The following is a 25847-nucleotide window of genomic DNA, read 5'->3' on the forward strand; positions in this document are numbered from 1 at the left end:
AGCGGCGAAAGAGGCCAAGCGAGGAGGTTCAGTGACGACAGTCGAAACGCCGGAGGGGGAATCCCCGGTTGCGGTAAAGCAACCGAAATCCACCAAGGCGAAGATCCTCGACGTCGTCCGCTGGGTTGCCATCCTGCTGGTCGTCGCTTTCGCGGCGAAGACACTTGTCGCCAATTGGGGTGAATTCTGGCGGACGTTGTCCGACGTCGCCTGGGAATCCTCCACGCTGAGCCTGCTCGCGCTGATCGCCGCCATCATGGTGTCGACCTACGGCTGGCAGGTCATGGTCGACGACCTCGGCAAGCCGATCGGCTACGCCCGCGGCGCGCAGATCTGCCTCGTCGGCTCGCTCGGCAAGTACGTGCCGGGTTCGGTGTGGGCGTACCTGCTGCAGATGGAACTGGGGCGCAAGGCCGGGCTCGCCAGGGCCCGGATCTTCACCGGTTCGCTGATCCAGCTCGGCGTCGGCGTGGTGTCCGCGCTGGTCGTCTCGCTGCTCGCGGCCCCCGCGGTGTTCAGCAATAGCCCGCGCGCGATGTGGTTGTTCGTGCTCATCCCGGTCGGCCTCGCGATGCTGCACCCGAAGGTGCTCACCTGGGGCACGTCGCTCGTGCTGCGCATCCTGCGCCGCCCGCCGCTCGACCACCGGCTGAGCTGGTCGGTCGTCGGGAAGGTCTTCGGCTCGTCGACGGCGGCGTGGGCGCTGCAGGGCGTGCACCTGTGGCTGCTGGCGAACTCCGTCGGCACGCCGGGCTTCAGCGGATTCGTGCTGTGCGTCGGCGCGATGGCCGTCGCGATGACCGTCGGGACGTTCGCGTTCATCCTGCCCAGCGGGGTCGGTGTCCGTGAGGTCGCGCAGGTCGCCGTGCTGACCGCTTCGGGCCTCACCGTCGGCCAGGCGACCGCCTTCGCCATCGCTTCGCGGGTCATGTTCACGGTCGCGGACCTGATCACCGCCGGCGCCGCCGCTCTCTCCGCGCGCCTCGCCACCCCACGCTGACCCCCGGGGCGTGTCCCGCAACTAGAGGACGAAACGCGGTCAGGGGTTCAGCCGGTAGATCACCGCGTCCGGGTTCCGGTAGACCTCGGTCACGAAGCTCAAGCCGTCCAGATCGCGCAGCCCTGCCTGACGCTGGGCGCCGGGCGGGTAGCCGTACTGCCCGAGGATCACCCAGCGCACGTTCAGCCGCCGCACCGCCGCCCGCACCTCGGCGTTCGACGGGTACTCGCGGAAGTGCCACTCCAGCAGCCGCGCGTCCGACGGCGACAGCGTCTCGTCGAAATGCCCCGAAGTCGTCCGGACGCCGGAAAGCGCGTAGGTCCACACCGTCCCGTCCAGACGGTCGTTCACCGCGCGCTCACCGGGCTTCGCGAACTCGGCGAGCTTCTCCATTGCGGCGGCTTCGTCCGGGCTCACCGGCAGTTTGTGCGTGTTGATGCCGGGCGTGTTCGCGTAGCCGGACGCGATCTTCTCCGCGTTGGACCGCGCGTAGAAACCATTGCTCAAGAAAGCGAACCCGCCGAACACCGCCACCGCGACGACGAGCGCGGGCACCTTGCGGTGCACCACGGTGTCCCGCAGCCACGCCTGCGTCTCGGCGAGCCCGTGCGCCGCGATGATCGACAGGGGGATCGCGGCCATCGACATGAACCGGTACGGATCGTTCCACCACGGCCGGGACAGTGTCAGCACGATCGGCTGCTCCGACGACGTCACCGCGATGTAGGCGAGCCCGGTGATCAGCGCCGTCACGCCGATCCAGCGCAACGCGCCCGCCCGCGCGAAGAAAATGAACCCCGCCAGCAACGCGGCCGAAAGCCACACCTGCGGATAGGGCTCGTGGTGCTGGAAGCCCAGCAGGGCGCCGAGCGCCGTCGTCGCCCGCCATTCCACCGGCCAGCTGCGGTAGGGCACCTCGCCGTTCGCGAGGCCGATCGCGCCGAACAGCTGCAGCCCCGCCACGACGACCGCGATCGCGCCGACGATCGCCAGCGCGCGCAGGTCCCGCACGATCCGCGGCCACCGTTCACCGGGCGCGACCCAGCGCTGCAGCAGCAGCGGACCGGCGAACAGCATCGCGCCGAACAACGCCGACGAGTGCACGCACAGCAGGCCGACGGCGCTGATCACCAGGACGAAGCCGGTGTCGGGCGCCGGACGGTCGAGGTACCGCTTCACCGCGACGGCGGCCAGCGGGGTCAGCGCCAGGCCGAGCAGGAACGGCAGCAAAGGTCCCCTGCTCATCGATTCGTACAGGCCCATCACCGGCGCGATCGAGACGAGCGCGACCGCGCCCGCGAGCACCGCCCGGCCCCGGAACACGCGCACCATCGTGATCAGCGACAACGCGAGCAGCGCGGGCAGCAGTGCGGTGTTCACGTCCAGGGTCAGCGGGATGGTCGCCGGGCTGAGCAGGTACACCACGGACGCGAGCAGGTGATACGCGTTGGGGTAGAACACCGGCGCCGCGTCGCCGTACCAGTTGACCTCGCCGGTGCCGAACAGGCTGCCGTCCCCGGTTTCGGCGATCTGCCGCACGCCGTTCGCGTGATAGACGGCGTCGAAACCCTGCGGGATGGCGTCCAGCCTGCCCATCCCGCGCACCACGGCGTACATCCCGACGGCGGCCGCGAGCAGCAGACAGGCCCCGACGGCGAGGTGCCCGGCCCGGCCCCACAGCGGTTCCTCCGGCTCAGGTGGCCATCGGCGCAGGGTGAGCCGTCGCAGGCCGTAGGCGACTCCGGCGAACAAGGCCGTCGCCACCGCGTACGTCACCGGGCCGAACGGGAGCCCGAGGGCGGCCGTCCACGGCCCGGCGAGTCCGCCGATGGCGTAACTCAGCAACGGCGTCATGCCCGCGAGCACCCAGCCGCGCAGACCGACGGCGAGACCCGTGAGCAGGCCGGGAAGGGCGATGACGAGCAGTGCGACGCACACCGTGACGACGTCGGCCGACAGGGAGGTCTGGGTGGGCACAGGCTTCCTCGGGGTGGGGAATCCGCACGAAACCCCCGAGGTGCGGAACGGAATGGGAAGCCAGATTAACCGCCGAGGGCCGTTACCCGAAGGAGTCACATCCCGTCGGGGAAAACGGCGGAACGACGCCTACTCCGCGCACACTAAACTCACCCATTCGTGTCAACTAACTGCGCCGAAAGAAACACCTTGGCGCGGTGATCGATACTTGACCGTAGTCTTTCGTCAGGGGAGTGGCTCGGCCCGGAAGGGTGGGGATCAGGTGGTGTTCGCGCTCGTCGGCGCCTGGTTCGTGGTCGCCGCCTTCGTTCTCGTGGCCTGGCCCAAGATCAGTGCCGACAAGAACTGGCGTGCCGCCGCGCTCACGCTGACTCTCGGTTTCTCACTGGTGCACCAGCTGGTGTTTTCGACCATCGCGGAAGACGCGTACATCACTTTCCGCTACGCCCAGAACATCGCCGACGGCAATGGTCCGGTGTTCAACACCGGCGAGCGGATCGAGGGGTACGCGAATTTCCTCTGGATGATCGTGATCGCGTTGCCGAAGGCCGCTTTCGGGGCCGACATCGAGACCTCCGCGATCGTCCTCGGGATCCTCGCCACCCTCGGCGCCGTGCTGCTCGCGCACGTGACGGTGAACCGGGTGGTCGCGCGGGCCGCCGGTGAGCCTCGCCCGGCCTACGGGGTGGCCGCCGCGGTACTCGTCGCGGGCGCCGGAGGGCTCGCCGCGTATGGCGGATCCGGCACCGAGACGCCGTTGTTCGTGCTGCTCTTGTTCGGCGTCTTCGCCTCGCTCGCGGCCCGGCGCCCGGTCGTCGCGGGCGTACTCGTCGCGTTCGCGATGATGACGCGACCGTCGGGGATGTTGCTCGCGGTACTGGTCGGCTGCTGGCTGGTCATCGCCGCGCTGCGCGGCCGCTACACCTGGTGGTCGCCGGCGGGCTGGCTGCTCGGCGGGCTCGTTTTCGCCGCGCCGTGGACGGCGTGGCGGGTGACCTACTACGACCATGTCCTGCCTTCGTCGGTAGTCATCCCCTTCGACATCGATGTCTCGGCGCGCGTCGACCGCGGTTGGCAGTATCTCTCCGGATTTTCGGTGGTCCACCAGGGCTTCCTGCTGCTCGGCCTGGTCGCGGCGGGGGCGTTGCTCCTGCGCCGCACCGGCCGGGCGCCGCATGAGGCCGAGGCCAGATCGCTGACCTGGCTGATGCTCGTCACCGCCGTCGCCACCGCCGGGTTCGTGGTCTTCTTCGGCGGCGACGCCGGGCCCGCCTGGCGTCTGCTGGCGCCGATCCCGCCACTGCTGTCGGTGGCGGCGGTGTCGGTCTACGGCGTGCTCACCGCGGTCACGAAACCGAGCCCCCGGCCGCGTCCACCGGTCCAACGGCTGATGCCCGCCGCCGCGGTGGCGCTGTCCGGGCTCGCCGTGCTGGTGTCGGTGTTCAGCCCGGACATGCTGGCTCGCGTGCGCGCCTGGCACGACCACGGCGCCCAGATGGAGGAGATCGGCCGCTGGCTCGACGCCTACCTGCCACCCGGTTCGGTCGTGAGCACGTCCGCGCCCGGAGTGCTGTCGTACCACGCCGGGACGCAGTTGCAGATCGTCGGCGTCCGCGGTCAGACCGAAGAAGCGGGCGAGGCCGTCGTCTCCCGGCGGCGCCCGACGATCGCCGTCATCACCGACAACGGCTACTCGGCGAAGCAGTCCTGCGTGATCGACCCGGCGTACTCGGAGAGGTACCGCGTCGCGACCTTCGCGCGTGAAGGAACGTCGTCCTGGCTCACCGTGTTCCTCCGGGCCGACGTCGAGCGGTCGGTCACGACGGCCCTCGACTTCTCACGCGATTTCCGCCACGTACCGTGCCCTTCGTGAGTGTCGACGAACGCGTCCTTCCGAGCCGACCAGCAGCGCTTGAAGCACCTTCGCGCCTGTTCGGCTTCGGCGTGTTCGCCGTCGCGCTCACCGTGCTGCTCGTCCGCTTCCTCGTGCCGCGGCCGGTCGCGATGTCCGACAACGGTGACGGTTTCCGTGTGCTGTGCGGCGCGGGCATCCCGTGGAAGGGCAAGCCCGAGCAGTTCGTGCATCTCGCCTACACCGTTCCGGCGGGCGAATGCGACGCCACGTATCTCCTGACCCAGAGCTGGTTCGCGCGGATCGCGCGGTCGATCGGCGGCCTGCTCGGCCTCGAATCGACGCTCAGCCTGGTCGTGCTCGGCGTGCTGACCAGCGTCCTCGCCGCCGCGGCGGTCGCGCTGATCGTCGTCGGACTGCCGTACTCACGCCGTGTCCGCGGCTTCGCGACCGTGGGGCTGTTGCTGGTCGTCGCGGATTCCGCGTTCTTCGGCTACTTCGCTTCCGTGCTCGGTGAAGGTGCCGCGTTCCTCGGTCTTCTGCTCGCCGTCGGCGGCTTGCTGGTGGCCGCGAGGCCTGGTTGGTGGCGCTACGCGGGCCTGGCGGTGCTGCTCTTCGGCGGCGTCATCGCGGTCAACGCCAAGGTCCAGACGTTGATGATCCTGCCGTTGCTCGCGCTCGCCGCGCTGCTCGTCCGCCCGGAGGGCGTCCGCGGCCTCAAGCGCTGGCTCCCCGTGGTGTTCGTCATCGGCGCGCTCGCCGGAGGCACGGCCTACGCGCAGCAGACCGTCGAGCCCGCGAAGCTGCCCGATGGCTCTCTCGCCGCGCGTCCTGGCGACGATTCGCGCGAGATCAACATGTTCAACACGATCTTCTTGACCATTGTGGACGGTCGGCACGACACCGGGGCCGATCTCGCCGCACTCGGCCTGCCCGCCTCGTTCGGCCAGTACGCGGGCAACGGCTGGTGGCATGCCCGGCCCGCCACGATGGATCCCGAGTACCCGAAGTACCGCGAACAGATCAGCAGGCGCAACGTCGTCGAGTACTTCGCGACGCATCCCTGGCGCACCATCGGAATCCTGGACCGCGCGGCGGGCGATCTGCTCACCGCGCGGCCGCCCTACCTCGGCAGCTTCGACCAGTCGGCCGGTTTCGCGCCGGAGGCGCAGGAATACCGCGTCCCGGTGGCGTCGGCCATCACGGAACTCTTGGCGCCACTGGGTTTCTTCGCGTTACTGCCGATCTGGTCCCTGCTCGCGTGGCGTGGCTGGAAGACCCGGCGTGACGCGGTGGGCGTCGCGCTGGGCTTCCTGCTCGCCGTCGCCGCCGGGCAGTTCGCGCTGGCCGCGCTCGGCGACGGCCTGGAGAACGTCAAGCACCAGGTGATCGCGTTGTACTGCACACTGCTCGGCGTCGTCCTGGCCTCGGTGACCTTCGCGCGTCAGGAGGCCTTGACGTCTTCGACGTCCAAAGTCCCTTGATGCGGCCGGAAGCCGTTGAAGCCCTTGTTCCGTGCCCAGCGCGACGTCGTCGGGAACGACACCAAGGCGGCGAAGATCAGTAGGGCGACGGCGTCGACCCAGAACACCGCCGCGCCGCCGACGAACCGCAGGTTCACCGCGACATAGAGGAAGAACAGCGCGCCGACCCAGAGCCGCCGTCCTTCACCGCGTTGCTGGTCGAGCACGACCGCGGCGAGCGCGAGGATCAGCGGCGCCATCATCACGAACACCCGCGCGGTGTCCGTCGCGACCAGCCGTCCGGCCAGGCAGCAGGCGAACAGCCAGATGCTGGCGATCAGCAGTTCCGCGCGCAGCCCGTGGCGGCGGTACTGCTGGTAGAGGCCGTAGCCGAAGATCAGCCAGAAGAAGTGGAACGTGCTGAACAACTCGACCTGGCCGGTGCCCTTGCTCGCGTTGAGCGCGAAGCGGATGTTGTCGAGCAGGCCACTGTTGGACTGTCCCGCGCCGAAACCGTAGTCGCCGCCGATGAGGTTCTGCGCCCAGAGCCGGTAGCCGATGTAGATGCCGACGGCGACCACGAACACGCCGATGCCCCCCAGGACATCGCGGTCGCGGAAGGAACGGCCTCGCGTCCACGCGATCAGCGGGTACAGCGGGGCCAGGAGGAGAGTCGTTTCCTTGTTGATCGCGCCCAGCACGATGACGATCGCGAACGGGATCAGCTTGCGCTTGAGGATGAACCAGATCGCGAGCAGATAGAGGAGGTTGTTGAGCGGGTCGACCAGCCACGGGTTGCTGAAGGCGTACGGCGCGTACCAGAACGTGCAGGCCAGCGCGACGGCGGCGAGTACCGAGGTGAACAGCTGGAGCTTCAGGTACGAGCGCAGGAATTCGAAGAAGACGAGGATCGTGGCCAGCGTGACCACGAAGGTGAAGGCGACCCAGAGGACGTCGAGGGAGAGCCCGGTCAGCAGATTGCCGCGGTGGACGATCCAGGGGCTCAACATACGCAGCGCGAACGGGTTTTCGACGGCCGCGCCGGTCTGCTCTGACATCCGGTAGTAGTTCACCGCGTCGCCCCAGGCCAGCTCGTGCGGCTTGGGGAACTTCGGCATGAACGAGATCAGATTGATCAGGGAAACCGTGCTCAGCGCGAGATAGGCCCAGAGGCGCTGAGCGCCGGGTCTGCCTCTCGGCATGAGCGAGATTTCGGTGGTTTCGTGCGTCACGATCGCATTTTAGGGCAGTGACCTGGGGTGATGGCGTGGAAGCCCGCCTGTGACCTACGCGACCGTAGGTTGGTTACCCTACGGTAGCGTAACCTGGGCGAATGGCCGATCTCGTTTACCCGCCCGTCATCATGGCGGCGAAGCTGATGTTCCGGGTGCTGGACAACCGCATCCGGGTGGAGGGGACCGAGCACATCCCGGCCACCGGCGGCGCAGTCATCGCCTGCAACCACGTGAGCTACCTCGACTTCATCTTCTGCGGGCTCGGCGCGCAGCCGGCGAAACGCCTGGTCAGGTTCATGGCGAAGAAGGAGATCTTCAGCAACCGGATCGCCGGACCGCTGATGCGCGGCATGCACCACATCTCCGTCGACCGCGGCGCGGGTCTCGCGTCGTACCGCGAAGCCGTCGAGCGCCTGAAGGCCGGAGAGGTCGTCGGGGTGTTCCCCGAAGCCACGATCAGCCGCTCGTTCACCGTGAAGGACATCAAGTCCGGCGCCGTCCGGATGGCCGCCGAAGCCGGTGTCCCGGTGGTGCCGATGGCGCTGTGGGGAACGCAGCGGTTGTGGACCAAGGGTCACCCGAAGGACCTCACCAAACGCCACGTCCCGATCTCGATCCTCGTCGGCGAACCGATGCACCCGAAGGCCGAAGAAGACGCCGAAGTCCTCTCGAAGGACCTTCGCGTGCGGATGTCGGCGCTCGTGGACCGCGTCCAGGCGAACTACCCGGAGAAGCCGGGTGCCGACGACGAGCGCTGGTGGCTGCCCGCGCACCTCGGCGGCACCGCGCCGACCCCGGAAGAGGCCACCAAGCTCGACCGCGAAGGCCGCTAAAACCAGCGCTCGAGCACCTGTGCGACACCGTCTTCGGAGTTCGGGGCGGTCACCTCGTCGGCGACGTCCAGGACGTGGCGGTGTCCGTTGGCCATCGCCACCCCGTGCCCGGCCCAGCCGAGCATCTCGACGTCGTTGGGCATGTCCCCGAACGCGATCACCCGCTCGGCCGGGACGCCCAGCCGCTCGGCGACCTCGGCCAGCCCGGTCGCCTTCGTGATGCCGTGCGCGGAGACCTCGATCAGGCCGGAGTTCGTCGAGTAGGTGATGTCGACGGCGCCGCCGAGCACTTCGTGGGCCGCCAGCGCCATCTCCTCGGAGGTCATCCCGCGTTTGCTGATCATCAGCTTGATCGCCGGATGCCCGAGCACCTCGGCCCTCGGCGCCTGCGTGCCCTCGTTGTCACCCCACGGGTTGTGGTAGTCCGGTTCGATCACGAAATTGCGCATTTCCGGGTCGAGCGCGGACTCGCCGATCCGCTCCGCGGCGTACCGGCAGCCGGGAAGAGCGTGATCAAGAGCACTCACCGCGTCGTGCAGCAGCGTGGGTTCGAGCATGCCGTGGACGGCCACGATCCGGTCCGTCCCGACCTCGTACAGCACCGCGCCGTTCGCGCAGACCGCGTAGCCGGTCAGGTTCAGCGGGTTCGCGATCGGGGCGATCCAGCGCGGCGGCCGCCCGCTGACCAGCACGAAGGGGACTCCGGCCTCGGTGACGCGCCGGACGGTGCCGATGGTGCGTTCGGTCAGGGCCTCCATCGGGCCGAGCAGGGTGCCGTCGACATCGGACGCGATCAGAAGGGGTTTCTCCACCGTCACATTGTCCCCGAACATCCGCCCATCGGGCGAAGGGCCGACGGGCACCGCTAGGTTCGGCGACTGTGCGCGTAGGCATCGTGATCCTTCCGGAAGATCGTTGGTGGGCGGCCGAGCCGAAATGGCGGGCCGCCGAGGAATACGGCTTCGACCACGCTTGGACGTACGACCACCTCGGCTGGCGGACTCTCGTCGACGGCCCGTGGTTCAGTGCGATGCCAACGTTGACGGCGGCCGCGACGGTGACGTCGAAGATCAGACTGGGCACCTTCGTGGCGTCGCCGGTCGCGCGGCACCCCGTGCCGTTCACCCGCGAGTTGACCACCCTCGACGACATCTCCGACGGCCGCTTCATCCTCGGCGTGGGCGCCGGCGTCCCGCACACCAACTACGACGCCGCCGTCCTCGACGGCCCGGAACTGTCGGTCAAGGAACGCACGGACCGCTTCACCGAGTTCGTCGAAGCACTCGACGGCCTGCTGATGACCGACGGCTTCGACTTCGAGGGCGAGTACTACCGGGCCAAGGGCGCGCGGAACCTGCCCGGTTGCGTGCAGCGGCCGCGGCTGCCGTTCCTCGTGGCCGCGAACGGCCCCCGCACGATGACGCTCGCCGCGCGGTTCGGCGCGGGCTGGGCCACCACCGGCGTCAAGTCGGAGACCCAGGACGAATGGTGGAAGGGCGTCGCGGGACTCGTGAAGACCTTCGACGAGCGCCTCGAAGCCGTCGGCAGGGACAAGGCGAGCGTGCAGCGGTTCCTGAGCCTCGACTCGGCGCCGGTCTTCTCCCTCTCCAGCGTCGGCGCGTTCACCGACGCGGCCGGGCGGGCCAAGGAACTCGGATTCACCGACATCGTCACGCACTGGCCGCGGTCCGGCGACTACTACGTCGGCCGCGAGTCGACGCTCGAGGAGGTCGTCAGCGACGTACTCCCGGTACTCCAAGGCCGGAGCGCTTAGGCCGATCGGGTGACGTTGGCGGGCCGGGTAAACCGGTCCCGCCCACCGGCCGTCTGAGGGATGAGTACAGCGAGTGGGTGTGGCCGCCGGGCGGCTACCCCTCATGGGTCACCCCGGGGGTGAATGGGGGACTAAGGCTCGCGTGGTCGCGGCGGGGGCAGTCCGCGACCACGCGAGCTGTTTTTCTTGTCGCGCGCTGACGGAAAAATTTCGCGGGGCGCAGATTGTCGTGAGGCTCGCGTTTTCGGGTGAGGCGCCCCGCAAAATGTTTCCGTGGCCTTCGGCCGAAAGAGGGCGCGCGACGGTGAAGTCTCCGTCGGGCGCGGGGCGCCCTTGGGGAGACCGTTGGGTCCTGCTCCTCCGGTCCCGTCTCGCGTTGACCCTCCCGAACGCTATGAAAGGCCCGTTACTTGCAAAATTTGCAAGTAACGGGCCTTTCATAGCGTGTGTGGAGCGTCGGGCACGTGAGCTCGGGTGGCGTCAGCGGTGTGCGGGAGGGTGAGAAGTCCTGGATGTCATGAAAGGGGCTTTCAGGACGAAAAACGTCTTGAAAGCCCCTTTCATGACATGCGTGAGCCGAACAGCGCCTAAGCGAGAAGGCGTCAGCGGGTCAGCGTGTAGATCGAAGCGCCGGCGTTGCCGAAGTCCTTGCGCAGGAAGTTCAGCCCGTCCAGATCCCGCAGCCCCGGCGCCGGCGGCTCACCGATCTTGATCGGCGTGCTCCCGATCAGCACGTGCTTGATGTTCAGCCGCTTCACCGCCGCTTGCACCTCGGGGTCGGTGTCGTAGTCCCGGAAGTGCAGCGCCAGGTACTTCGCGTCCGGCGGCGGCACGCCCGGGTCGTAGTGCCCGGCGACCGGGTGGATGCCGGTGATCGCGTACAGCCAGGCCGTCCCGTCGAAGCGCTCGTTGAGCACCTTCTCGTCCGGCCCGACGTTCATCTTCGTGAGCTGGTCCATCGCGGCCAGCTCGTCGGCGCTGACAGGCGGCGTGACCTCGCCCTCGGGCCCGTTGTAGTACAGGAACGACACCGCGTGCGCGTTCGACTCGGTATAGAAGCCCTTGGTCAGCACGGCCGACGCGGCCACGATGAACACCGCGGTCGCCAGTCCGAGCCGGGCGGGCAGCGCGGGGCGGCTCTTCACCCAGGACCGGCCGCTCGCCCACTTCGCGAACCAGCGTTGTAGCTCGGCCATCCCGTGCCCGGCCAGCAGGCAGAGCGGGATCGCGGCGAGCGCCATCAGCCGGTAGCGGTCGTTCCACCACGGCCGCGACAGCGAGATCACCCACGGTTCGGCACCGAACGACGCGACCAGCACGAACAGCGCGGAGAAGCCCAGCGCGGCGAGCCCGATCCAGCGCATCCGGCCGAGCCGGAACAGGCTCAGGACGCCGATGACCAGCAGCACCGTCAGCCACACCTGCGGCGCGCTCAGCACCTGCCGGAAGGTCACCAGCAGGCCCAGCGACTTCACCACCGGCAGATCCGAGCCCCAGGCGTAGTACGGATAGGAACCCGAAGTGAATTTCAGGGCGCCGAGGATGTGCGGCGCCGCGAGCAGCGCGCTCCCCGCCATCACCGGCACCATCTTGACGACGTCGCCGCCGATGATCCGCCAGCCCGCGCGGCCCTCGGGCACGCCGTCGAGCGGTTTGTGCCGCAGCGCGCGGTACCAGCGCTGCACCACCAGCGGGAAGGCGAACAGCAGCGCGCCGAACAGCGCCGACGAGTGCGCCGCGAGCAGGCCGACGGCGGTCAGCGCGAGCACGAAGCCGGTGTCGAGGCCGGGCCGCGCGAGGAACCGGGCCAGCGCGACCACGGCCAGCGGCGTCAGGACGATCCCCAGTGCGAACGGCAGCAGCCCGCTGGACACCGACTCGTAAGCGCCGGTGGTGGCCGCGGCGGCCACCAGGGCCGTGCAGCCAGCGAACACCGCGCGCCCGCCGAGCTGGCGGATCAGGGCGACCATCGACAGCGCGAAGATCCCGGCGACCGGCATGGTGATGGCGTTCAGGGTGACCGGGATCGTCGTGCCCGAGATCGAGTACACGAGCGAACCGACCAGGTGATACGCGTTCGGGTAGAACGAGCCGTCCGGGTACCAGTTGATGGTGCCCATGCCGGTCAGCGAGCCGTCGCCGGTCTCGGCGATGTAGCGGATGCCGTTCGCGTGGAACACCGTGTCCCAGCGCTGGAACACCGCCGTCGTCCCGCCGCGGGCCGAAAGCACGACGAGGATCGAGATCCCTACGGCCAGCGCCACACAGGCCGCGACGGCGTAGTGCGCCCGCGGGTGCCACTTCGTCGGCGGCTCCTCGGCACCCGGGGTGATCCACCCGCGGCTCTGACCCAGCTTTCTGAGACCGAAGCCGATCCCCGCGAGCACGGCAGTGACGCCCGCCACGGTCAGGGGGTTGTACGACACGCCCGCGAGTGCCAGCCACGGACCGGCGAGGCCGGTTACCGTGTAGGACAACAGCGGGGCCAGCCCCGCCAGGGCCCAGCCGCGCAAACCGGCGGCCCGGCCGACGAGACCGCCGGGGATCGCCAGTACGGCCAGGTAAGTGAGGGTCGCACCGAAGTAGGACCAGAAGGTGTCCGGAGTAGGCACTGCTTCCTAAAATGTGTCTGTCGAAGGTGGAAACCGGTGCTCGGATGCAGAGCACCGAGGCGACCTGCGTACCCTCGACGCCCGTGAGCGCGCACACGAACCCCGACAAGATTACTGAAGCCGATTTCGCCGGCTACGACCTCATCGTGGTCGGGTCCGGATTCTTCGGGCTGACCGTGGCCGAACGGGCCGCGGCCGAGCTCGGCAAGAAGGTCCTCGTGCTGGAGCGGCGCCACCACCTCGGTGGTAACGCCTACTCCGAGGCCGAGCCCGAGACCGGGATCGAGGTGCACCGCTACGGTGCGCACCTGTTCCACACCTCGAACAAGCGCGTGTGGGAGTACGTCAACCGCTTCACCGAGTTCACCGGCTACCAGCACCGGGTCTTCGCCAAGGTCAAGGACCAGGTCTACTCCTTCCCGATGAACCTCGGCCTGATCAACGAGTTCTTCGGCAAGTCGCACACGCCGGACGAAGCCCGTGAGCTGATCGCCAAGCAGTCGTCGGAGTTCGAGACCGCGAACGCGCAGAACCTCGAAGAGAAGGCGATCTCGCTGGTCGGCCGCCCGCTGTACGAGGCGTTCATCCGCGGTTACACGGCCAAGCAGTGGGAGAACGACCCGAAGAACCTCGGCGCCGACATCATCACCCGGCTCCCGGTCCGCTACACCTTCGACAACCGGTACTTCAACGACACCTACGAGGGCCTGCCGGTCGACGGCTACACCGCGTGGCTCGAGAAGATGGCCGAGCACGAGAACATCGAGGTGCGGCTGAACGTCGACTACTTCGACGTCCGCGAGCACATCCCCGCCGGCACCCCGACCGTCTACACCGGTCCGCTGGACCGCTACTTCGGCTACTCCGAGGGCCGCTTCACCTGGCGCACGGTGGACTTCGAGTCCGAGGTCGTCGAGACCGGTGACTTCCAGGGCACCTCGGTGGTCAACTACAACGACGAAGAAGTGCCCTACACCCGGATCATCGAGTTTCGGCACTTCCACCCGGAGCGCAAGCACTACCCGAACGACAAGACGGTCGTGTTCCGCGAGTACTCCCGGTTCGCCGGTGAGGCCGACGAGCCGTACTACCCGATCAACACCCCGGACAACCGCGAGAAGCTCGAGGCCTACCGCGAGCTGGCGAAGACCGAGGCACGGGAAAAGAACGTGCTGTTCGGTGGCCGTCTCGGTACCTACAAGTACCTCGACATGCACATGGCCATCGGCTCGGCGCTGACCGCGTTCGAGAACAAGATCGCGCCGCACCTGACCGATGGCGCGCCTCTCGACGGGTCCCTCGATGCTTGAGAAGGGCGCTCCCACCGGCGAGGTGGCGGTTCTGTCGAAGGTTCAGGGCGTCCTCAAGAGCGACGTCTCGGTGAAGGCGGCACGGGGTCTTTCGCACTTCGGCGAGCACAGCGCGGGATGGTTCGCGCTGGGCCTCGTCGGGGCCGCGGTGGACAAGAAGCGCCGCAAGGACTGGCTGGTCGCCGCGGTCGGCGTCGTCGGCGCGCACGCCGCGTCCATCGCGGTGAAACGCGTGGTCAGGCGACCGCGACCGGACCACCCGAGCGTCGAGGTCCTGGTCTCCACGCCGAGCAAGCTGAGCTTCCCGTCCTCGCACGCGACCTCCACTACGGCGGCGGCGGTGCTCTACTCCGGATTGACCGGGCGTAACCTGGTCCCGGCCCTGGTACCGCCGATGCTGGCCTCCCGGCTCGTGCTCGGCGTCCACTACCCGACCGACGTTCTGGCCGGAGCGGCCCTTGGGGGCGTAGTCGGCGGCTTGATACGTAGGAAGCTGAAGCGACGATGAGTGAAACGACCGAGAAGGCCGATTCCAAGCCTGACGACGTAGATCCCGTGGCCGAGGCCGCCGCACCGAAGAAGGTCGCCGGCGGTCTCGTCGGCGGCATCATCAAGACGGCACGCCCGCGCCAGTGGGTGAAGAACGTGCTGGTGTTCGCCGCACCGTTCTTCGCCTTTTCGAAGTCGACGGACCGGACCGGCCTGCTGATCGCCGCGCTGATCGCCTTCGCGGCGTTCTCGCTGGTGGCCTCCTCGGTCTATCTCATCAACGACGCGATCGACGTCGAAGCGGACAAGGCCCACCCGACCAAGCGGAACCGGCCGATCGCGGCCGGGATCGTGCCGGTCCCGGTGGCCTTCGTCGCGGCGGGCTTCTTCTTCGCCGCCGGCCTCGGCATCTCGTTCTTCGCCAGCTGGCAGCTCGCGGTCGTGCTGGCGGTCTACGAAGCCGTCCAGCTCGGCTACTGCTTCGGGCTCAAGCACCAGCCGGTGGTCGATCTGGCCATCGTCGGCTCGGGCTTCCTGATGCGGTCGATCGCCGGTGGTGTGGCCGCGGGTATCGCGCTTTCGCAGTGGTTCCTGCTGGTCACCGCGTTCGGCTCGCTGTTCATGGTGGCGGGCAAGCGCTACGCCGAGATCATGCTCTTCGAGCGCACCGGGGCGAAGATCCGCTCTTCGCTCAAGAAGTACTCGGCGAGCTACCTGCGGTTCGTCTGGGCGACGTCCGCGGCGATCCTGATCATGTCCTACTGCCTGTGGGCGTTCGAGATCCGCCAGGTCGAGCACGACTCGGTCTGGGCGGTCGTCTCGATGGTCCCGTTCGTGGTCGCCGTCCTGCGCTACGCCGTCGACGTCGACGGCGGCAACGCGGGCGAGCCGGAGGAGATCGCGCTCAAGGACCGCGTGCTCCAGGTGCTCGGCGCGAGCTGGGTGGTCACGCTCTTCCTGTCGTTCTATCTCTGATTCGACAGCTCGGGCACAGCGCATCCACAGGTTGCGCACGCATCCTCGGTGATGGGAGCGGGTACGAAGCCCGCTCCCATCGACTGAGGAGCGAAAGATGAGCGACCCGCAGCGGCCGTCCGGTGACGAGGACAAAACGGTCGAGCAGCCCGCGGTCGGTGACGAGACCGCGAAGAAACCCGTCGAACCCCCTGCCGGAACCGCGGCCGAGACCCCTGCCGAAACTCCTGCCGCCGCCCCCGCCGGGCCGCCGCCCGGCTGGGTGCCACCGCAGCAGGCTCCGCCCGCGAAGGGCGGTTTCCGCCGTTTCGTGGGACATCGCGCGACGCAGCTGGTCGCGGTCGGCCTGATCGGTTTCCTGCTCGGCGGCGGGATCATCGGCACCGCCGTCGGCCTGGCCGTCGGCAGGCATGACGACCGGCCGGGGATCTCCCGCGAACACCGTGGTCCGGGCGGTCCCGGGGCGCACCGGGACTTCCGCGACGGCCCCGGTGACCGCGGGTGGCGTGACGAGTCCCACGGCGGGTAGATAACGGAATCATCACGACACCGTGTACGGTGTTCGTGATGCGAAGCGCCTCCGCTGAACTTCCCCAGACCTCCGGTGCGCTGCCGGGAGCCGCCGTCCTTACCCGCCCCTGGGTGCTGCCCGCCGGGGCGGCGGTGGCTTCGGCCCTGGTGTTCGTGCTGGTCAGCGGGCATTTGATCGACGACACGTACATCACGCTTTCGTATGCGAAGAACCTCGCCTTCCACGGCCATTGGGGCTTGATCGAAGACGGCACCGCGAACACCGCGACGTCACCGCTGAACGTCCTCGCGCTGGCGTTCGTCACCTTCATCGTCCGCGATGCCGTCTTCGCCGCCGGGATCGTCTTCGTCGCGAGCCAGGTGGCGCTCGTCCTCGGCCTGCGCCGCATCGGCACCGCGACCGGCCTTCCCGGCGGTTTCGCCCCGCTGGCGCTGGGCCTCCTGCTGGTGAACCCGCTGCTGCTGTCGTCGGTCGGCCTCGAAGTCGCCCTCGGCTCGACGGCCGTCGTCTGGCTGATGGTGTTCCTGCACGAACGCCGTCCCGCCGCCGCGGGCGCGGTGATCGGCCTGATCGCGCTGATCCGGATCGACCTGCTGCTGATCGCGTTCGTCCTGTTCCTCGCGCGCCGCGAATTCTGGACGGGCATCTGGCGGATGACGTTCGCCGCGCTCGCGGTGATGCTGCCGTGGTTCCTGTTCAGCTGGCTGGTGCTGGGTTCGGCGGTCCCGGACACCCTGGTCATCAAGATCATGCAGCGCTCGTGGGGGCCGTTCAGCTTCACCAACGGCCCGCTGCTGTACTGGCGCAATTTCCCGCTGGCGGCGACACTTTCCTTTCTGCCGCTCGTGATCGGCGGACTCGCCGGTCTACTGTGGACGTTCCACTACCGGCGCGGCTCGGAACGGGCGAAGCGCTTGGCGCCGTTCGCGACGCTCGCGATCGCCGGTGCGGCGCACTATCTGGCCTACTGCTGGCTGAACGTTCCGCCGTACCACTGGTATTACGCGCCGAGCATCATCGGCGCGACGGTCTTCCTCGCCGCCGGTGCCTGCGCGATACCCGGCCGGGCCCGCCTCGGCGCCGGGATCCTCGCCGGCGCGTTCCTCTTCGTGAGCGCCGTCGCCTACGCGACTCCCGAACTACCGCGCCGGTTCGCGCCCATCACCAGCAACCACGCCGCGTCCGACGAGTACCGCGAGATCGGCTCGCAGCTGGGCGAACTGACCAGGGGGCGCAAGGTGGAAAGCGCCGGTGAGGTCGGCGCGCTCGCCTACGCCTGCGGCTGCGACATCGTCGACCAGTTCTCCGACCGCGGCTCGGTCGACCCGGCGATCATCGAGACGAAGAACCGCAGCGGCGAGCTCGGCAAGGCCCTGCTGGCGGCGAACTTCCGGTTCTTCGACCACAGCGTCCCGCCCGCGACCCCGGACCTGGTGCTGGCCACCACCAGCAAGACACCGCCGTCGAACGCGCTGGCGACCTGGACCCTCCACTCACCGTGGATGGGCACCCAGAAGCTCTACCTGCTCCCGGCCCCCTGACCCCCGCGTTTCGTCCTCTAGTTGCGGTACTTGCACGTGCAAGTACCGCAACTAAGGGAAGAAACGCGGGGGTCAGCGGCGCGAGTCGGCCCGGGTCGCCTTCGTGACGGCGAGCATGTCCCGCTGGTAGACCGTGGACCCGTCGGCGAAGACGAACTGAAGCACCGGCCGCGCCGGGAAACTCCGCCCCAGGTAGTGCGCGGACACCGAACGCACCACCTCCGACGGCATCTCGTCGAAGGTCCGGAACGGCTGGGCGGCGGGATCCTCGCCCTCCAGCATCTTCGCCGGGTACACGACGGCCAGCCGCCGGTCGGACAGCGTCAGCCGCGCTTCGCCGTGACCGCCGGCGAGATGGTCCGCGATCCGGGCGGCGGTCTGGTCCGCGCTCCGCGCGACGGCCCAGTAGGCGATCGTCGGGTCGTCGGTCCAGTCGGCTTCGAGGATGTCCGGCGCGGGCAGTGGCCAGCGCGGTTTCCCTGTCACCGCAGGGGTTTCGCGTGCGGGCGCGTAAGGCAGCGTGAGCTCGCCGTCCAGCAGCAGGCCTGCGTATCCGTGCGCGGGAGGGCAGCCGATGATCAGGCGCTCGCCGGGCGCGAGCCAGTATTGATGCAATTCTCGTTCGACGACCTCGTCGACGGATTCCGCCATCGGAAGCGTGTGCTCCATCAGCTCACCGTCATCGAATAGAGCCAAGCGAACTGCCGGGGATCGTCGCAGTCGAACAGGAAATCCATCCCCGATCCGTCCACAAAGGACGCACGGAGACAGGGGCGCCGTTTCCTGCCGTGCTCGGCCACGGCGAATCCGGAGATCCGGTCTCGCGAGATTTCGGCGCGCGGCACCATTTCGTGCCTCGCGACCGGGACGCCCTCGGCGTTCTCGCCGTAGGTCTTCGTGGTCATGATCGCGGCGATCTCCTTGCCGGTCTTGACCACGCCCTTGCCGAACCCGATCGCCTTCGACATGAACGACTTCTCGACGGGCTCAGGCGGCTCCGGCGGGACGAACTTCTCCAGCACCAGCAGCCGCGCGCTGGTCAGCGCCCACAGCCGCGAAAGCGAGCCGCTGGTGGACAGCTCCCGCACCGCCGCGTGCGCCAGCGCGCCCTGCTCGCCGAGCACGATGACCTGTGGTGACGGCGGATTCGACTTGCCGCCGTCGTCGCCACCGCCCAGCGCGGCGCCGACCATGTCACCGGCGAAGTTCGCGGCGCCCGAGCCGAGTTTGCCCAGCACGCTCTTCTTCGCCACACCCCACGGATCGAGGCCGCGTACGTCGTAGTTCAGCGTCCGGCCGTACGCGGCCCACAGCAACCGTTCGCCCGGGCGCAGCGAGGGAAGGGCCTGCGACGCGGCCCCGAGCGGGTAGCCGAGATTCATTCTTCGATCGTGAACCCTCTGTCGGTCGCCGCGCGGCGCTCTTCTTCGGACGACGAATCCTGCGACTCGTGGTAACCGGCCTTGACGCCTTGCTCGACGCCCAGCTCCGTCAGGTTACCGGCACTGCCGCGGAAAGCGGCCTTGCCGACGCTGGTCGTCCCGCTCATGCCCATCGCCCGCAGCCCGGCCTCGGTGAGGTTCGTGGTGAGCGCGTCCGAACCCTCGCCGCCGACGCCGAACCGGTCCGCGAACTTGTTCGCGGTCTTGGAGGCCCCGGTCGTCGGATTGGCCTTGGTGACGATCTTGGCCAGCGGGTTCTTGTCGATCTGGTCGGCGAGCCGCTTCTGCAGCCAGTTGCCGTCACGCAGTCCTTCGGCACGCTCGACGACCTTCTTCAGCGGTCCGTTGCGGAGCATCTTCAGGATGTCTTCGAGCTTCTCGATCAACGGCTTGAGCTTGCCGAGCAGCTGCTTGACCTTCATCCCGAGCCGTCCGCCGGTCACCGCGACCTGACCGGCCGTGGCCGCGCCCGCCGCGCCGACCGAGGCGCCCGCCGTGATCCACGAGGCGGCCAGCGCGGCCAGCCACTCGATGATCAGGCCCATCACCAATTCCTGGATGATGTCGATGACGATCTCGACGAACGCGTCGAACAGGTCGGCGGCGATCTCCAGGATCTGCTGCAGCCCGCGGACGTCGTTCGCGAACGCCTTGGCACCACCCGAGAACTCGGTCATCTGGCCGCGGAACGCGTCACCCGCTTGGCCTTTCCAAGCCTCCTGGGTGCCTTCAGCGCGCTTCTGCTCGTGCTCGGCGACGCCGTCGAGCCACTTCGCCGTCTGTTCCCAGCCCTTGGCGGTGCTGCGCATCTGCTCGGGGTCGCCGATCGCGGGCTCCAGCACCAGTTCGACCAGCGGGCTGATCACGATCCCGATCAGGAAGCCGAGCCCGTTGTCCAAAAAGGACTGGCCGGGGCTCATCACGAGCTGGAGCTGTTCCATCCGCGCGTGCACGGCCGCGATCGCGACGTCCGGCGGGCTGCTCGCCCTGGCGACGTCCGAGGACGTGCTGATCCACGAGCTGCCGTAGCCGCCGTTCTGCTCCCAGTAGCCCTTGCGGCCCGAGTCGCCGGCGCTGTTGAGGTCCCTCAGGCTGCCGGGCCCGCTGCCGCCGTCGTCCAGCCCGGCACCGAGTCCGGTGATGACCTCGGCGGTGCCCTGGTTGTGGTCGATGTAGGTCTTCGCCGCGGTGGTGGTCTTGTCGGCGATCTGGTCCATGAAGGACTTCGCCTGCTCGGCGAGGTCCTGGCACTCCTGCAGACCCTCGAAGTACTTGAACGCCATCAGCTCGCCGAGCGGGCCGAAGCAGTCGTCTGAGACCCTGGCCTGCTCCAGCAGGCTCGCGAGGCTGCCGAAGTTCCCCGAAGCCTCTTTGGACCCTGTCGCGTGCGCGGTGAGCGCTTCCGTCTGGACGCCGAAGCCGGTCATGAGTCCCTCCGCAGGATCGGGCCGCCGAAGTCCTCGTCGTCGCTGGGCGCCGGTCGTGACGGGCGCTGGGTGCGGACGGGCTGCTGCTGGACGGGAGACGCCGGCCCGGCGAGGGATTCCGCGGGCGGGGGAGCACTCGGCCCGAGCGGTTCGACGTGGGCGTTGAACGCCTCTTTGAACTGTTCCGCGCGGTCGCCGAGGATCGGCTGGACGGTCTGCTGCATCGCGGCCGCGGCCTGCTGCGTCGCTTCCCTGATCGCGGTCAGGATGTCCTGCTGCAGCGCGGTGTGCGTGCGGTTCATCGCCTTGGGGGACAGCTGGAGCCCCAGTAGCGCGCCCGACGGGGCGACGGTGACCGTCACCGAGCCGTCGGCGTTGCGCGCGGATCCGCGCAGCCCGGCGATCTTGTCCTTCAGCTCCGCGGCTTTGGCGGCCTGCTCCTGAAACGACCGGATGGCCGCGTCGAGCTTGGCTTCCTGGTCAGCCATCGATTCCTCTCAACCCGGGGACGGATCTTCTCCGTGCCCGGGTGAGACGAATGGACCAGCGGGCTCGTTCCCTAGATCGGCAGTTTCCGGAAGATCGGCCGGGGGATGTGCCGCAGGGCGGACATGACCAGGCGGAACGGCGCGGGCGACCACACCAGTTCCTTGCCCGCGCGCGAGGCGTCGACCGCGGTCTCGGCGACCTGTGCGGCGTCCACCGTCAGCGGGGCGTCCTTGAGACCTTCGGTCATCTTGGTCCGGACCTGGCCGGAGCGGACGACGGTGATCTGCACGCCGAACTCGGCCAGCGCTTCGCCGAGGCCGAGGTAGAAGCCGTCGAAACCGGCCTTGGAGGAGCCGTAGACGAAGTTCGAGCGGCGGACGCGTTCACCGGCGACCGACGACAGCGCGATGACCTTGCCGTGGCCCTGCTTCTTGAGCTTGTTCGACAGCGCGACACCCACCGACACCGCGGCCGAGTAGTTCACGGTCGCGGCCTCGACGGCCTTCGCGTGGTCCTGCCACAGCTCTTCCTGGTCGCCGAGCAGGCCGAACGCGACGACGGTGACGTCGATGTCGCCGCCCTCGAAGGCCTTGTCCAGCACGGCCGGGTGCGAGGTCATGTCCTTGGCGTCGAAGTCCACAGTGGATACTTCGGCGCCCTTGTCCTTGAGGCGCTGGGCCGCCGCGTCGAGCCGCGACGACTGACGTCCGGCCAGCACGACGCGGAGCGGGCGCTCGGCCAGGTACTTCTCCGCGATCGCGAGCGCGATGTCGGAGGTACCGCCGAGCAGGAGCAGGGACTGGGGGTTGCCCACAGCGTCGATCACAGTTCCAACCTTCGGGACATGTCAGAGGCGAAAACGCCTTCGGGGTCAACGGAAGCGCGGACCTTGCGCCATTCCTCGAGCCGCGGGTACATCTTCGCGAAGTTCTCCGCGGAGGTCCGCGAGTCCTTCGCCGTGTACAGGCGCCCGCCGATGGCGAGCACGTCTTCGTCGAGTTCCTGGCAGAACCGGCTCAGCCCGGCCTTGATCGGGAAGTCGAGGCAGACCATCCAGCCGGGGTGCGGGAACGACAGCGGCGCCGCGTTGCCCTCGCCCATCTGCTTGAACACGTTGAGGAACGACACGTGGCCGGAGTCCGCGACCTTCTGGATGATGCGGCGCAGCGGTTCGTGCGCGTTCAGCGGCGTGCTGAACTGGTACTGCAGGAAACCCTTGGAGCCGTAGGCGCGATTCCACTCGCCGAACAGGTCGAGCGGGTGGTAGAACGCGGTCAGGCTCTGGATCTGGTCGCGCGCGTTCTTCGCGGTCTTGCGGAAGTACAGCTCGCCGATCGCCGAGAACGACAGCTTGTTGGCCAGCCCGTTCGGGAACACGTCCGGCAGGGTCGCGAGGGTGCCCGGGTTGAACTTGAGCGGGTCGGCCCGCAGCTTGGGCGGCAGTTCGTCGAGCTTGGCGAGCGAACCGCGCTGGAAGGCGGCGCGGCCGAGCTTCGCACCTCGGGAGATCGAGTCGAACCAGCCGGACGAGTACGTGTAGTTGTCCTCGGAGCCGTCGGTGACCAGCGCCAGGGTCTCGTCGAGGTTCGCCGTGCGCTGGATGTCGGCCTTGAAATAGGCCGTCTCCGTCTTCGTCATCTGGATCTTGGCCCGGACGATGATCCCGGTCAGGCCGATGCCGGCGACGGTCGCCCAGAAGAGCTCCGAGTCCGGGCCCTCCGGGGTCAGCGTGCGCACCTGGCCGTCCGCGGTGACGAGGTCCAGCGAAACGACGTGGTTGCCGAAGCTGCCCGCCGAGTGGTGGTTCTTGCCGTGGATGTCGTTCGCGATCGCGCCGCCGATGGTCACCTGGCGCGTGCCCGGCAGCACCGGGACCCACAGGCCGTAGGGGAGCCCCTCGCGCATCAGCTTGTCGAGGCTGACGCCCGCGTCGAGGTCGACGATGCCGGAATCCGGGTCGATCGAGTGGATGCGGTCCAGCGCGGTCATGTCGACGACCAGGCCGCCCGCGTTCTGCGCGGGGTCGCCGTACGACCGGCCGAGACCGCGCGCGATGACCCCGCGTTCCCCGGCCTGCGTCACCGCGCGGGCGATGGTCTCCACGTCGGGGGTGCTCAGGACGTCCGCGATGCTCGGCGACGTCCTTGCCCAGCCCATGAGCGACTGCCGCTGTGTCTTGGGTGCTTGGGTCACGCCGACCAGGGTAACCACGCCGAACACTGCCCGGAACGTGACCCTGAAGTGCTCGCTTCTACACTTTGGGCACCAGCCCCAGCAGTTTATGAGGTAGAGCAGTGGTGGCGACCGACCCGCAAGCCGGTTCGACGGCGGCAGCGCCGTCCTCTCCTGGGCTGCTCGGGCAGCTCATCCGCTTCGCGCTCGTCGGCGGCTTCTGCGCCTTGGTCGATTTCGGCGTCTACCAGGGGCTCCGTGCCCTGGGAATGGACGCGACGCCGTGGGTGGACGTCGCCCGCGCGTTCAGTTTCATCGTGGGCACCACGACGGCCTTCTTCCTGAATCGCAAGTTCACCTTCGCCGGTGGACGCCAGGAAGGCGCACGTCAGATCGGTAGCTTCGTACTCCTGTACGCCGTGACTTTCCTCGTCGCCGTCGGCGTCAACCGCACGATGCTGCACGTCCTGCCGGAGTCGGCCTGGAAGGCCACTTTCGGTTGGATCATTTCGCAGGCAACCGCGACCATGATCAATTTCGTCATGCTCAAGTGGGTCGTTTTCCGTGAGCCCCGCGCCACCGCCATAAGCACAGAGGAGAACTGAGGATTCATGCCCGGTAAAGCCGCCGTCACCGGAGAGGCCCCGAGCGCCATGGTGAGCACTATCGACGACACCCGCTTCGCGGAACGCACCCCGCAGGGCCGTCTCACCGCGCAGCGCGGGCTCTACGCCGGCCCGGCCCCCATCGTCAGCAAGGACCTCTACGCCGAGCTCGAATGGGGCAGTGCCGTGCGCGAACGCGCGGGCATCGCCATCGAGCCGGCGTCGAAGGTGTCCGGCAACACCTATTTCGGGCGCTTCCCCGCGAGCTACTGGCAGCGCTGGACCGACGTGACCGAGGTCGCCGTCGAGGCCGTCGTCACCGGTGACGGACAGCTGTCCGTCGGTGCTTCCGACATCGAGGGCGACTCGCGTGTCGTCGCCGCCGAGATCATCGCGGGCGCGAAGCAGAAGAAGGTCACGCTCACCGCGAAGCTCGACAAGTTCTACGACGGTGGCGCGCTCTGGCTCGACCTCGAGACCGAGGGTGGCCAGTCGCTGCGTGTCGAGAACGTCCGCTGGACGGTCGAAGCGCCGGAGAAGATCCGCCCGACCGCGGTGACCATCTGCACGATGAACCGTGCCGACGACTGCCTGTCGAACCTGCAGGCGCTCGCCGCCGACGTCTCCTCGCTGGAGACGCTCGACGCGATCTACGTCGCCGACCAGGGCACCGACCTCGTCGAGTCGCGTGACGGCTTCGAGCAGGTCGCGAAGGACCTCGGCGACAAGCTGCACTACATCAAGCAGCCGAACCTCGGCGGCGCCGGCGGGTTCACCCGCGGCCTCTACGAGGTCGCCGGGCACACCGAGACCGAGCACGCGAACGTCCTGTTCATGGACGACGACGTGCTGCTCGAGCCGGACCTGGTGATCCGGATGACCGCGTTCTCCAACCGCACGGTCAACCCGGTCATCGTCGGCGGGCAGATGCTGAACCTGCTGCACCCGAACCAGCTGCACGTCGGCGCCGAATACGCCCGGCTGAACACGCTGGAGCCCGGCCAGCCGGTGACGCACTCGCTCTCGACCGCCGACCTGCTCGGCGTCGACGAGGAGACCCTCAAGCCGAACCGCCAGGAGCGCCGCCTCGACGCCGGGTACAACGGCTGGTGGTCGTGCCTGATCCCGTACGAGGTCGTCAAGGCCACGGGCTACCCGCTGCCGTTCTTCTTCCAGTGGGACGACGCGGAGTACAGCTACCGCGCCCGTGCGCACGGCTTCCCCACGGTCACCCTTCCGGGCGCCGGCGTCTGGCACGCCGACTTCCACTGGAAGGACTGGGACGAGTGGCACCGCTACTTCAACCTGCGGAACTCGATCATCACCGCCGCGCTGCACTCGCCGTTCAACCTGAACCTGCTCTCGCGCGTGCTCATCGCGCAGCTGGTCCGGTACCTGCTCGGCATGCAGTACGGCCTGTCCGCCACGCTGATCAAGGCCGTCGAGGACTTCCTCGAGGGGCCTGAGGTCCTGCGTGACGGCGGCGTCGCCGCGATGAAGGAGATCCGCCGGATCCGCGACGAGTACCCCGAGACCAAGCGGCACAAGGCCACCGACGTCCCGGGCATCGCGTCGAACGACATCGGCATCATCAACAGCGCGCCGCGGCCCAGCATGCAGCGCCTGGTGCTGATCAAGCGCGTCCTCGACCGGGTGCTCGGCCGCAGCCGCCACTCGCTCGGCGCGATCCCGATCGACGAGGCCCACTGGTGGCACGTCGCGACCTTCGACACGGCCGTCGTCACCGACGCTTCGCAGGAAGGCGTGCGGGTCCGCTCGTACGACCGCGCGAAGATGTTCGACCTGGCCCGTAAGGGCGCGAAGGTCATCCAGCGGCTTCGCAAGGAAGGCGCGGCGGTGCAGGAGCAGTACAAGCGCTCCATGCCCGAGCTGACCTCGCGGGACAACTGGAAGCGCCTGTACGAGCTGTAAGCAGTGCTTCGCTTCACCTGAAGTGTCAGGAAAGGGGCTTTCAGGACGTTTTTCGTCCTGAAAGCCCCTTTCCTGACGTTTGGGCTCGGTCGCTCGCCGCGTCGGTCAGGTTGGTCGTGGGGGGGGGGGGGGGTGGGAGGTCACACCAACATCAGCCCGAAACAAAAAAACAAAAACAACAAAAGCA

The 25847-nt window shown here is 68.3% G+C and carries 22 protein-coding genes; 12 read left to right on the plus strand and 10 right to left on the minus strand.

What is annotated here, in order from left to right:
- Positions 1–31 precede the first annotated feature (31 nt).
- Positions 32–1000 (plus strand): lysylphosphatidylglycerol synthase transmembrane domain-containing protein, encoded by a 969-nt coding sequence (locus tag ACZ5IK_RS06285; protein ID WP_410601746.1) that lies wholly within the window; start codon positions 32–34, stop codon positions 998–1000.
- A gap of 39 nt (positions 1001–1039) precedes the next feature.
- Here the strand turns inward: ACZ5IK_RS06285 and ACZ5IK_RS06290 are convergent, their stop codons facing one another.
- On the minus strand, positions 1040–2977 hold the full coding sequence (locus ACZ5IK_RS06290) for a DUF6541 family protein (RefSeq protein WP_465486831.1): 1938 nt from the start codon (positions 2975–2977) through the stop codon (positions 1040–1042).
- Positions 2978–3239: 262 nt separating this feature from the next.
- On the opposite strand from ACZ5IK_RS06290, the gene ACZ5IK_RS06295 reads away from it, so the two are divergent.
- Both ACZ5IK_RS06295 and wsfD read left to right on the plus strand, forming a co-directional pair.
- The gene (locus tag ACZ5IK_RS06295) at positions 3240–4850 is read left to right on the plus strand and encodes a hypothetical protein (protein WP_465486832.1); all 1611 of its coding nucleotides are present in this window, start codon (positions 3240–3242) and stop codon (positions 4848–4850) included.
- The gene (gene wsfD, locus ACZ5IK_RS06300) at positions 4847–6313 is read left to right on the plus strand and encodes a glycan biosynthesis hexose transferase WsfD (RefSeq protein WP_465486833.1); all 1467 of its coding nucleotides are present in this window, start codon (positions 4847–4849) and stop codon (positions 6311–6313) included. Before ACZ5IK_RS06295 ends, wsfD begins: the two co-directional genes overlap by 4 nt.
- Here the strand turns inward: wsfD and ACZ5IK_RS06305 are convergent.
- A complete protein-coding gene (locus ACZ5IK_RS06305; RefSeq protein WP_465486834.1) occupies positions 6274–7524 on the minus strand; it encodes a hypothetical protein in 1251 nt (416 codons plus the stop codon). The two genes, wsfD and ACZ5IK_RS06305, sit on opposite strands and share 40 nt — an antisense overlap.
- Before the next feature lie 101 nt (positions 7525–7625).
- Here ACZ5IK_RS06305 and ACZ5IK_RS06310 point away from each other — a divergent pair, with 101 nt between their 5' ends.
- Positions 7626–8360 carry a lysophospholipid acyltransferase family protein gene (locus ACZ5IK_RS06310; RefSeq protein ID WP_465486835.1) on the plus strand — a complete coding sequence of 245 codons (735 nt, stop codon included), beginning with the start codon at positions 7626–7628 and terminating at the stop codon, positions 8358–8360.
- On the opposite strand, the gene ACZ5IK_RS06315 is transcribed toward ACZ5IK_RS06310, so the two are convergent.
- Positions 8357–9193 carry an HAD family hydrolase gene (locus tag ACZ5IK_RS06315; protein ID WP_465486836.1) on the minus strand — a complete coding sequence of 279 codons (837 nt, stop codon included), beginning with the start codon at positions 9191–9193 and terminating at the stop codon, positions 8357–8359. The genes ACZ5IK_RS06310 and ACZ5IK_RS06315 overlap by 4 nt on opposite strands.
- A gap of 47 nt (positions 9194–9240) precedes the next feature.
- Here ACZ5IK_RS06315 and ACZ5IK_RS06320 point away from each other — a divergent pair, with 47 nt between their 5' ends.
- Positions 9241–10134, plus strand: coding sequence for an LLM class flavin-dependent oxidoreductase (locus tag ACZ5IK_RS06320; protein WP_465486837.1), 894 nt, complete (start codon positions 9241–9243; stop codon positions 10132–10134).
- A 602-nt stretch (positions 10135–10736) separates the two neighbouring features.
- On the opposite strand, the gene ACZ5IK_RS06325 is transcribed toward ACZ5IK_RS06320, so the two are convergent.
- Positions 10737–12746, minus strand: a complete 2010-nt coding sequence (locus ACZ5IK_RS06325; RefSeq protein WP_465486838.1) for a DUF6541 family protein — start codon at positions 12744–12746, stop codon at positions 10737–10739.
- A gap of 83 nt (positions 12747–12829) precedes the next feature.
- Between ACZ5IK_RS06325 and glf the strand changes: the two genes are divergently transcribed.
- From glf to ACZ5IK_RS06350, 5 genes are all read left to right on the plus strand, one after another.
- Entirely contained in the window at positions 12830–14056 is a 1227-nt protein-coding gene (gene glf, locus ACZ5IK_RS06330; RefSeq protein WP_465486839.1) for a UDP-galactopyranose mutase, read from the plus strand.
- The gene (locus tag ACZ5IK_RS06335; RefSeq protein ID WP_378238152.1) at positions 14049–14564 is read left to right on the plus strand and encodes a phosphatase PAP2 family protein; all 516 of its coding nucleotides are present in this window, start codon (positions 14049–14051) and stop codon (positions 14562–14564) included. Before glf ends, ACZ5IK_RS06335 begins: the two co-directional genes overlap by 8 nt.
- A complete protein-coding gene (locus ACZ5IK_RS06340) occupies positions 14561–15520 on the plus strand; it encodes a decaprenyl-phosphate phosphoribosyltransferase (protein ID WP_410601755.1) in 960 nt (319 codons plus the stop codon). The genes ACZ5IK_RS06335 and ACZ5IK_RS06340 overlap by 4 nt, the downstream gene beginning before the upstream one ends.
- A gap of 97 nt (positions 15521–15617) precedes the next feature.
- Positions 15618–16049 carry a hypothetical protein gene (locus ACZ5IK_RS06345; RefSeq protein WP_465486840.1) on the plus strand — a complete coding sequence of 144 codons (432 nt, stop codon included), beginning with the start codon at positions 15618–15620 and terminating at the stop codon, positions 16047–16049.
- 38 nt (positions 16050–16087) lie between these two features.
- Complete coding sequence (locus ACZ5IK_RS06350; protein WP_465486841.1) at positions 16088–17593, plus strand: hypothetical protein; 1506 nt, start codon at positions 16088–16090, stop codon at positions 17591–17593.
- 72 nt (positions 17594–17665) lie between these two features.
- Here the strand turns inward: ACZ5IK_RS06350 and ACZ5IK_RS06355 are convergent, their stop codons facing one another.
- The 6 genes from ACZ5IK_RS06355 to ACZ5IK_RS06380 all read right to left on the minus strand — a co-directional run bounded on the left by ACZ5IK_RS06355 (position 17666) and on the right by ACZ5IK_RS06380 (position 23144).
- Positions 17666–18262: a hypothetical protein gene (locus tag ACZ5IK_RS06355; protein ID WP_465486842.1), complete on the minus strand. Its 597-nt coding sequence runs from the start codon at positions 18260–18262 to the stop codon at positions 17666–17668.
- A complete protein-coding gene (locus tag ACZ5IK_RS06360) occupies positions 18262–18975 on the minus strand; it encodes a hypothetical protein (RefSeq protein WP_465486843.1) in 714 nt (237 codons plus the stop codon). The genes ACZ5IK_RS06355 and ACZ5IK_RS06360 overlap by 1 nt, the downstream gene beginning before the upstream one ends.
- Entirely contained in the window at positions 18972–20462 is a 1491-nt protein-coding gene (locus ACZ5IK_RS06365; protein WP_465486844.1) for a WXG100 family type VII secretion target, read from the minus strand. Before ACZ5IK_RS06365 ends, ACZ5IK_RS06360 begins: the two co-directional genes overlap by 4 nt.
- The gene (locus ACZ5IK_RS06370) at positions 20459–20950 is read right to left on the minus strand and encodes a YbaB/EbfC family nucleoid-associated protein (protein WP_410601761.1); all 492 of its coding nucleotides are present in this window, start codon (positions 20948–20950) and stop codon (positions 20459–20461) included. Before ACZ5IK_RS06370 ends, ACZ5IK_RS06365 begins: the two co-directional genes overlap by 4 nt.
- A 71-nt stretch (positions 20951–21021) precedes the next feature.
- Positions 21022–21777 (minus strand): decaprenylphospho-beta-D-erythro-pentofuranosid-2-ulose 2-reductase, encoded by a 756-nt coding sequence (locus ACZ5IK_RS06375; protein ID WP_465486845.1) that lies wholly within the window; start codon positions 21775–21777, stop codon positions 21022–21024.
- Positions 21774–23144, minus strand: coding sequence for an FAD-binding oxidoreductase (locus ACZ5IK_RS06380; protein ID WP_465486846.1), 1371 nt, complete (start codon positions 23142–23144; stop codon positions 21774–21776). Before ACZ5IK_RS06380 ends, ACZ5IK_RS06375 begins: the two co-directional genes overlap by 4 nt.
- A 101-nt stretch (positions 23145–23245) precedes the next feature.
- On the opposite strand from ACZ5IK_RS06380, the gene ACZ5IK_RS06385 reads away from it, so the two are divergent.
- On the plus strand, positions 23246–23728 hold the full coding sequence (locus ACZ5IK_RS06385; RefSeq protein ID WP_465486847.1) for a GtrA family protein: 483 nt from the start codon (positions 23246–23248) through the stop codon (positions 23726–23728).
- 6 nt (positions 23729–23734) lie between these two features.
- Entirely contained in the window at positions 23735–25660 is a 1926-nt protein-coding gene (locus ACZ5IK_RS06390) for a glycosyltransferase (protein WP_465486848.1), read from the plus strand.
- The last annotated feature ends 187 nt before the right edge of the window (positions 25661–25847 follow it).

The organism is Amycolatopsis sp. NPDC031561 (genome assembly GCF_055580625.1).

Coding starts and splice junctions, on each gene's coding strand:
- ACZ5IK_RS06340 (WP_410601755.1), top strand. CDS start 14,561: ATGAGTGAAACGACCGAGAAGGCCGATTCCAAGCCTGACGACGTAGAT.
- ACZ5IK_RS06390 (WP_465486848.1), top strand. CDS start 23,735: ATGCCCGGTAAAGCCGCCGTCACCGGAGAGGCCCCGAGCGCCATGGTG.
- ACZ5IK_RS06355 (WP_465486842.1), bottom strand. CDS start 18,262: ATGGAGCACACGCTTCCGATGGCGGAATCCGTCGACGAGGTCGTCGAA.
- ACZ5IK_RS06345 (WP_465486840.1), top strand. CDS start 15,618: ATGAGCGACCCGCAGCGGCCGTCCGGTGACGAGGACAAAACGGTCGAG.
- ACZ5IK_RS06370 (WP_410601761.1), bottom strand. CDS start 20,950: ATGGCTGACCAGGAAGCCAAGCTCGACGCGGCCATCCGGTCGTTTCAG.
- ACZ5IK_RS06365 (WP_465486844.1), bottom strand. CDS start 20,462: ATGACCGGCTTCGGCGTCCAGACGGAAGCGCTCACCGCGCACGCGACA.
- ACZ5IK_RS06315 (WP_465486836.1), bottom strand. CDS start 9,193: ATGTTCGGGGACAATGTGACGGTGGAGAAACCCCTTCTGATCGCGTCC.
- ACZ5IK_RS06360 (WP_465486843.1), bottom strand. CDS start 18,975: ATGAATCTCGGCTACCCGCTCGGGGCCGCGTCGCAGGCCCTTCCCTCG.
- ACZ5IK_RS06310 (WP_465486835.1), top strand. CDS start 7,626: ATGGCCGATCTCGTTTACCCGCCCGTCATCATGGCGGCGAAGCTGATG.
- ACZ5IK_RS06350 (WP_465486841.1), top strand. CDS start 16,088: ATGCGAAGCGCCTCCGCTGAACTTCCCCAGACCTCCGGTGCGCTGCCG.
- ACZ5IK_RS06335 (WP_378238152.1), top strand. CDS start 14,049: ATGCTTGAGAAGGGCGCTCCCACCGGCGAGGTGGCGGTTCTGTCGAAG.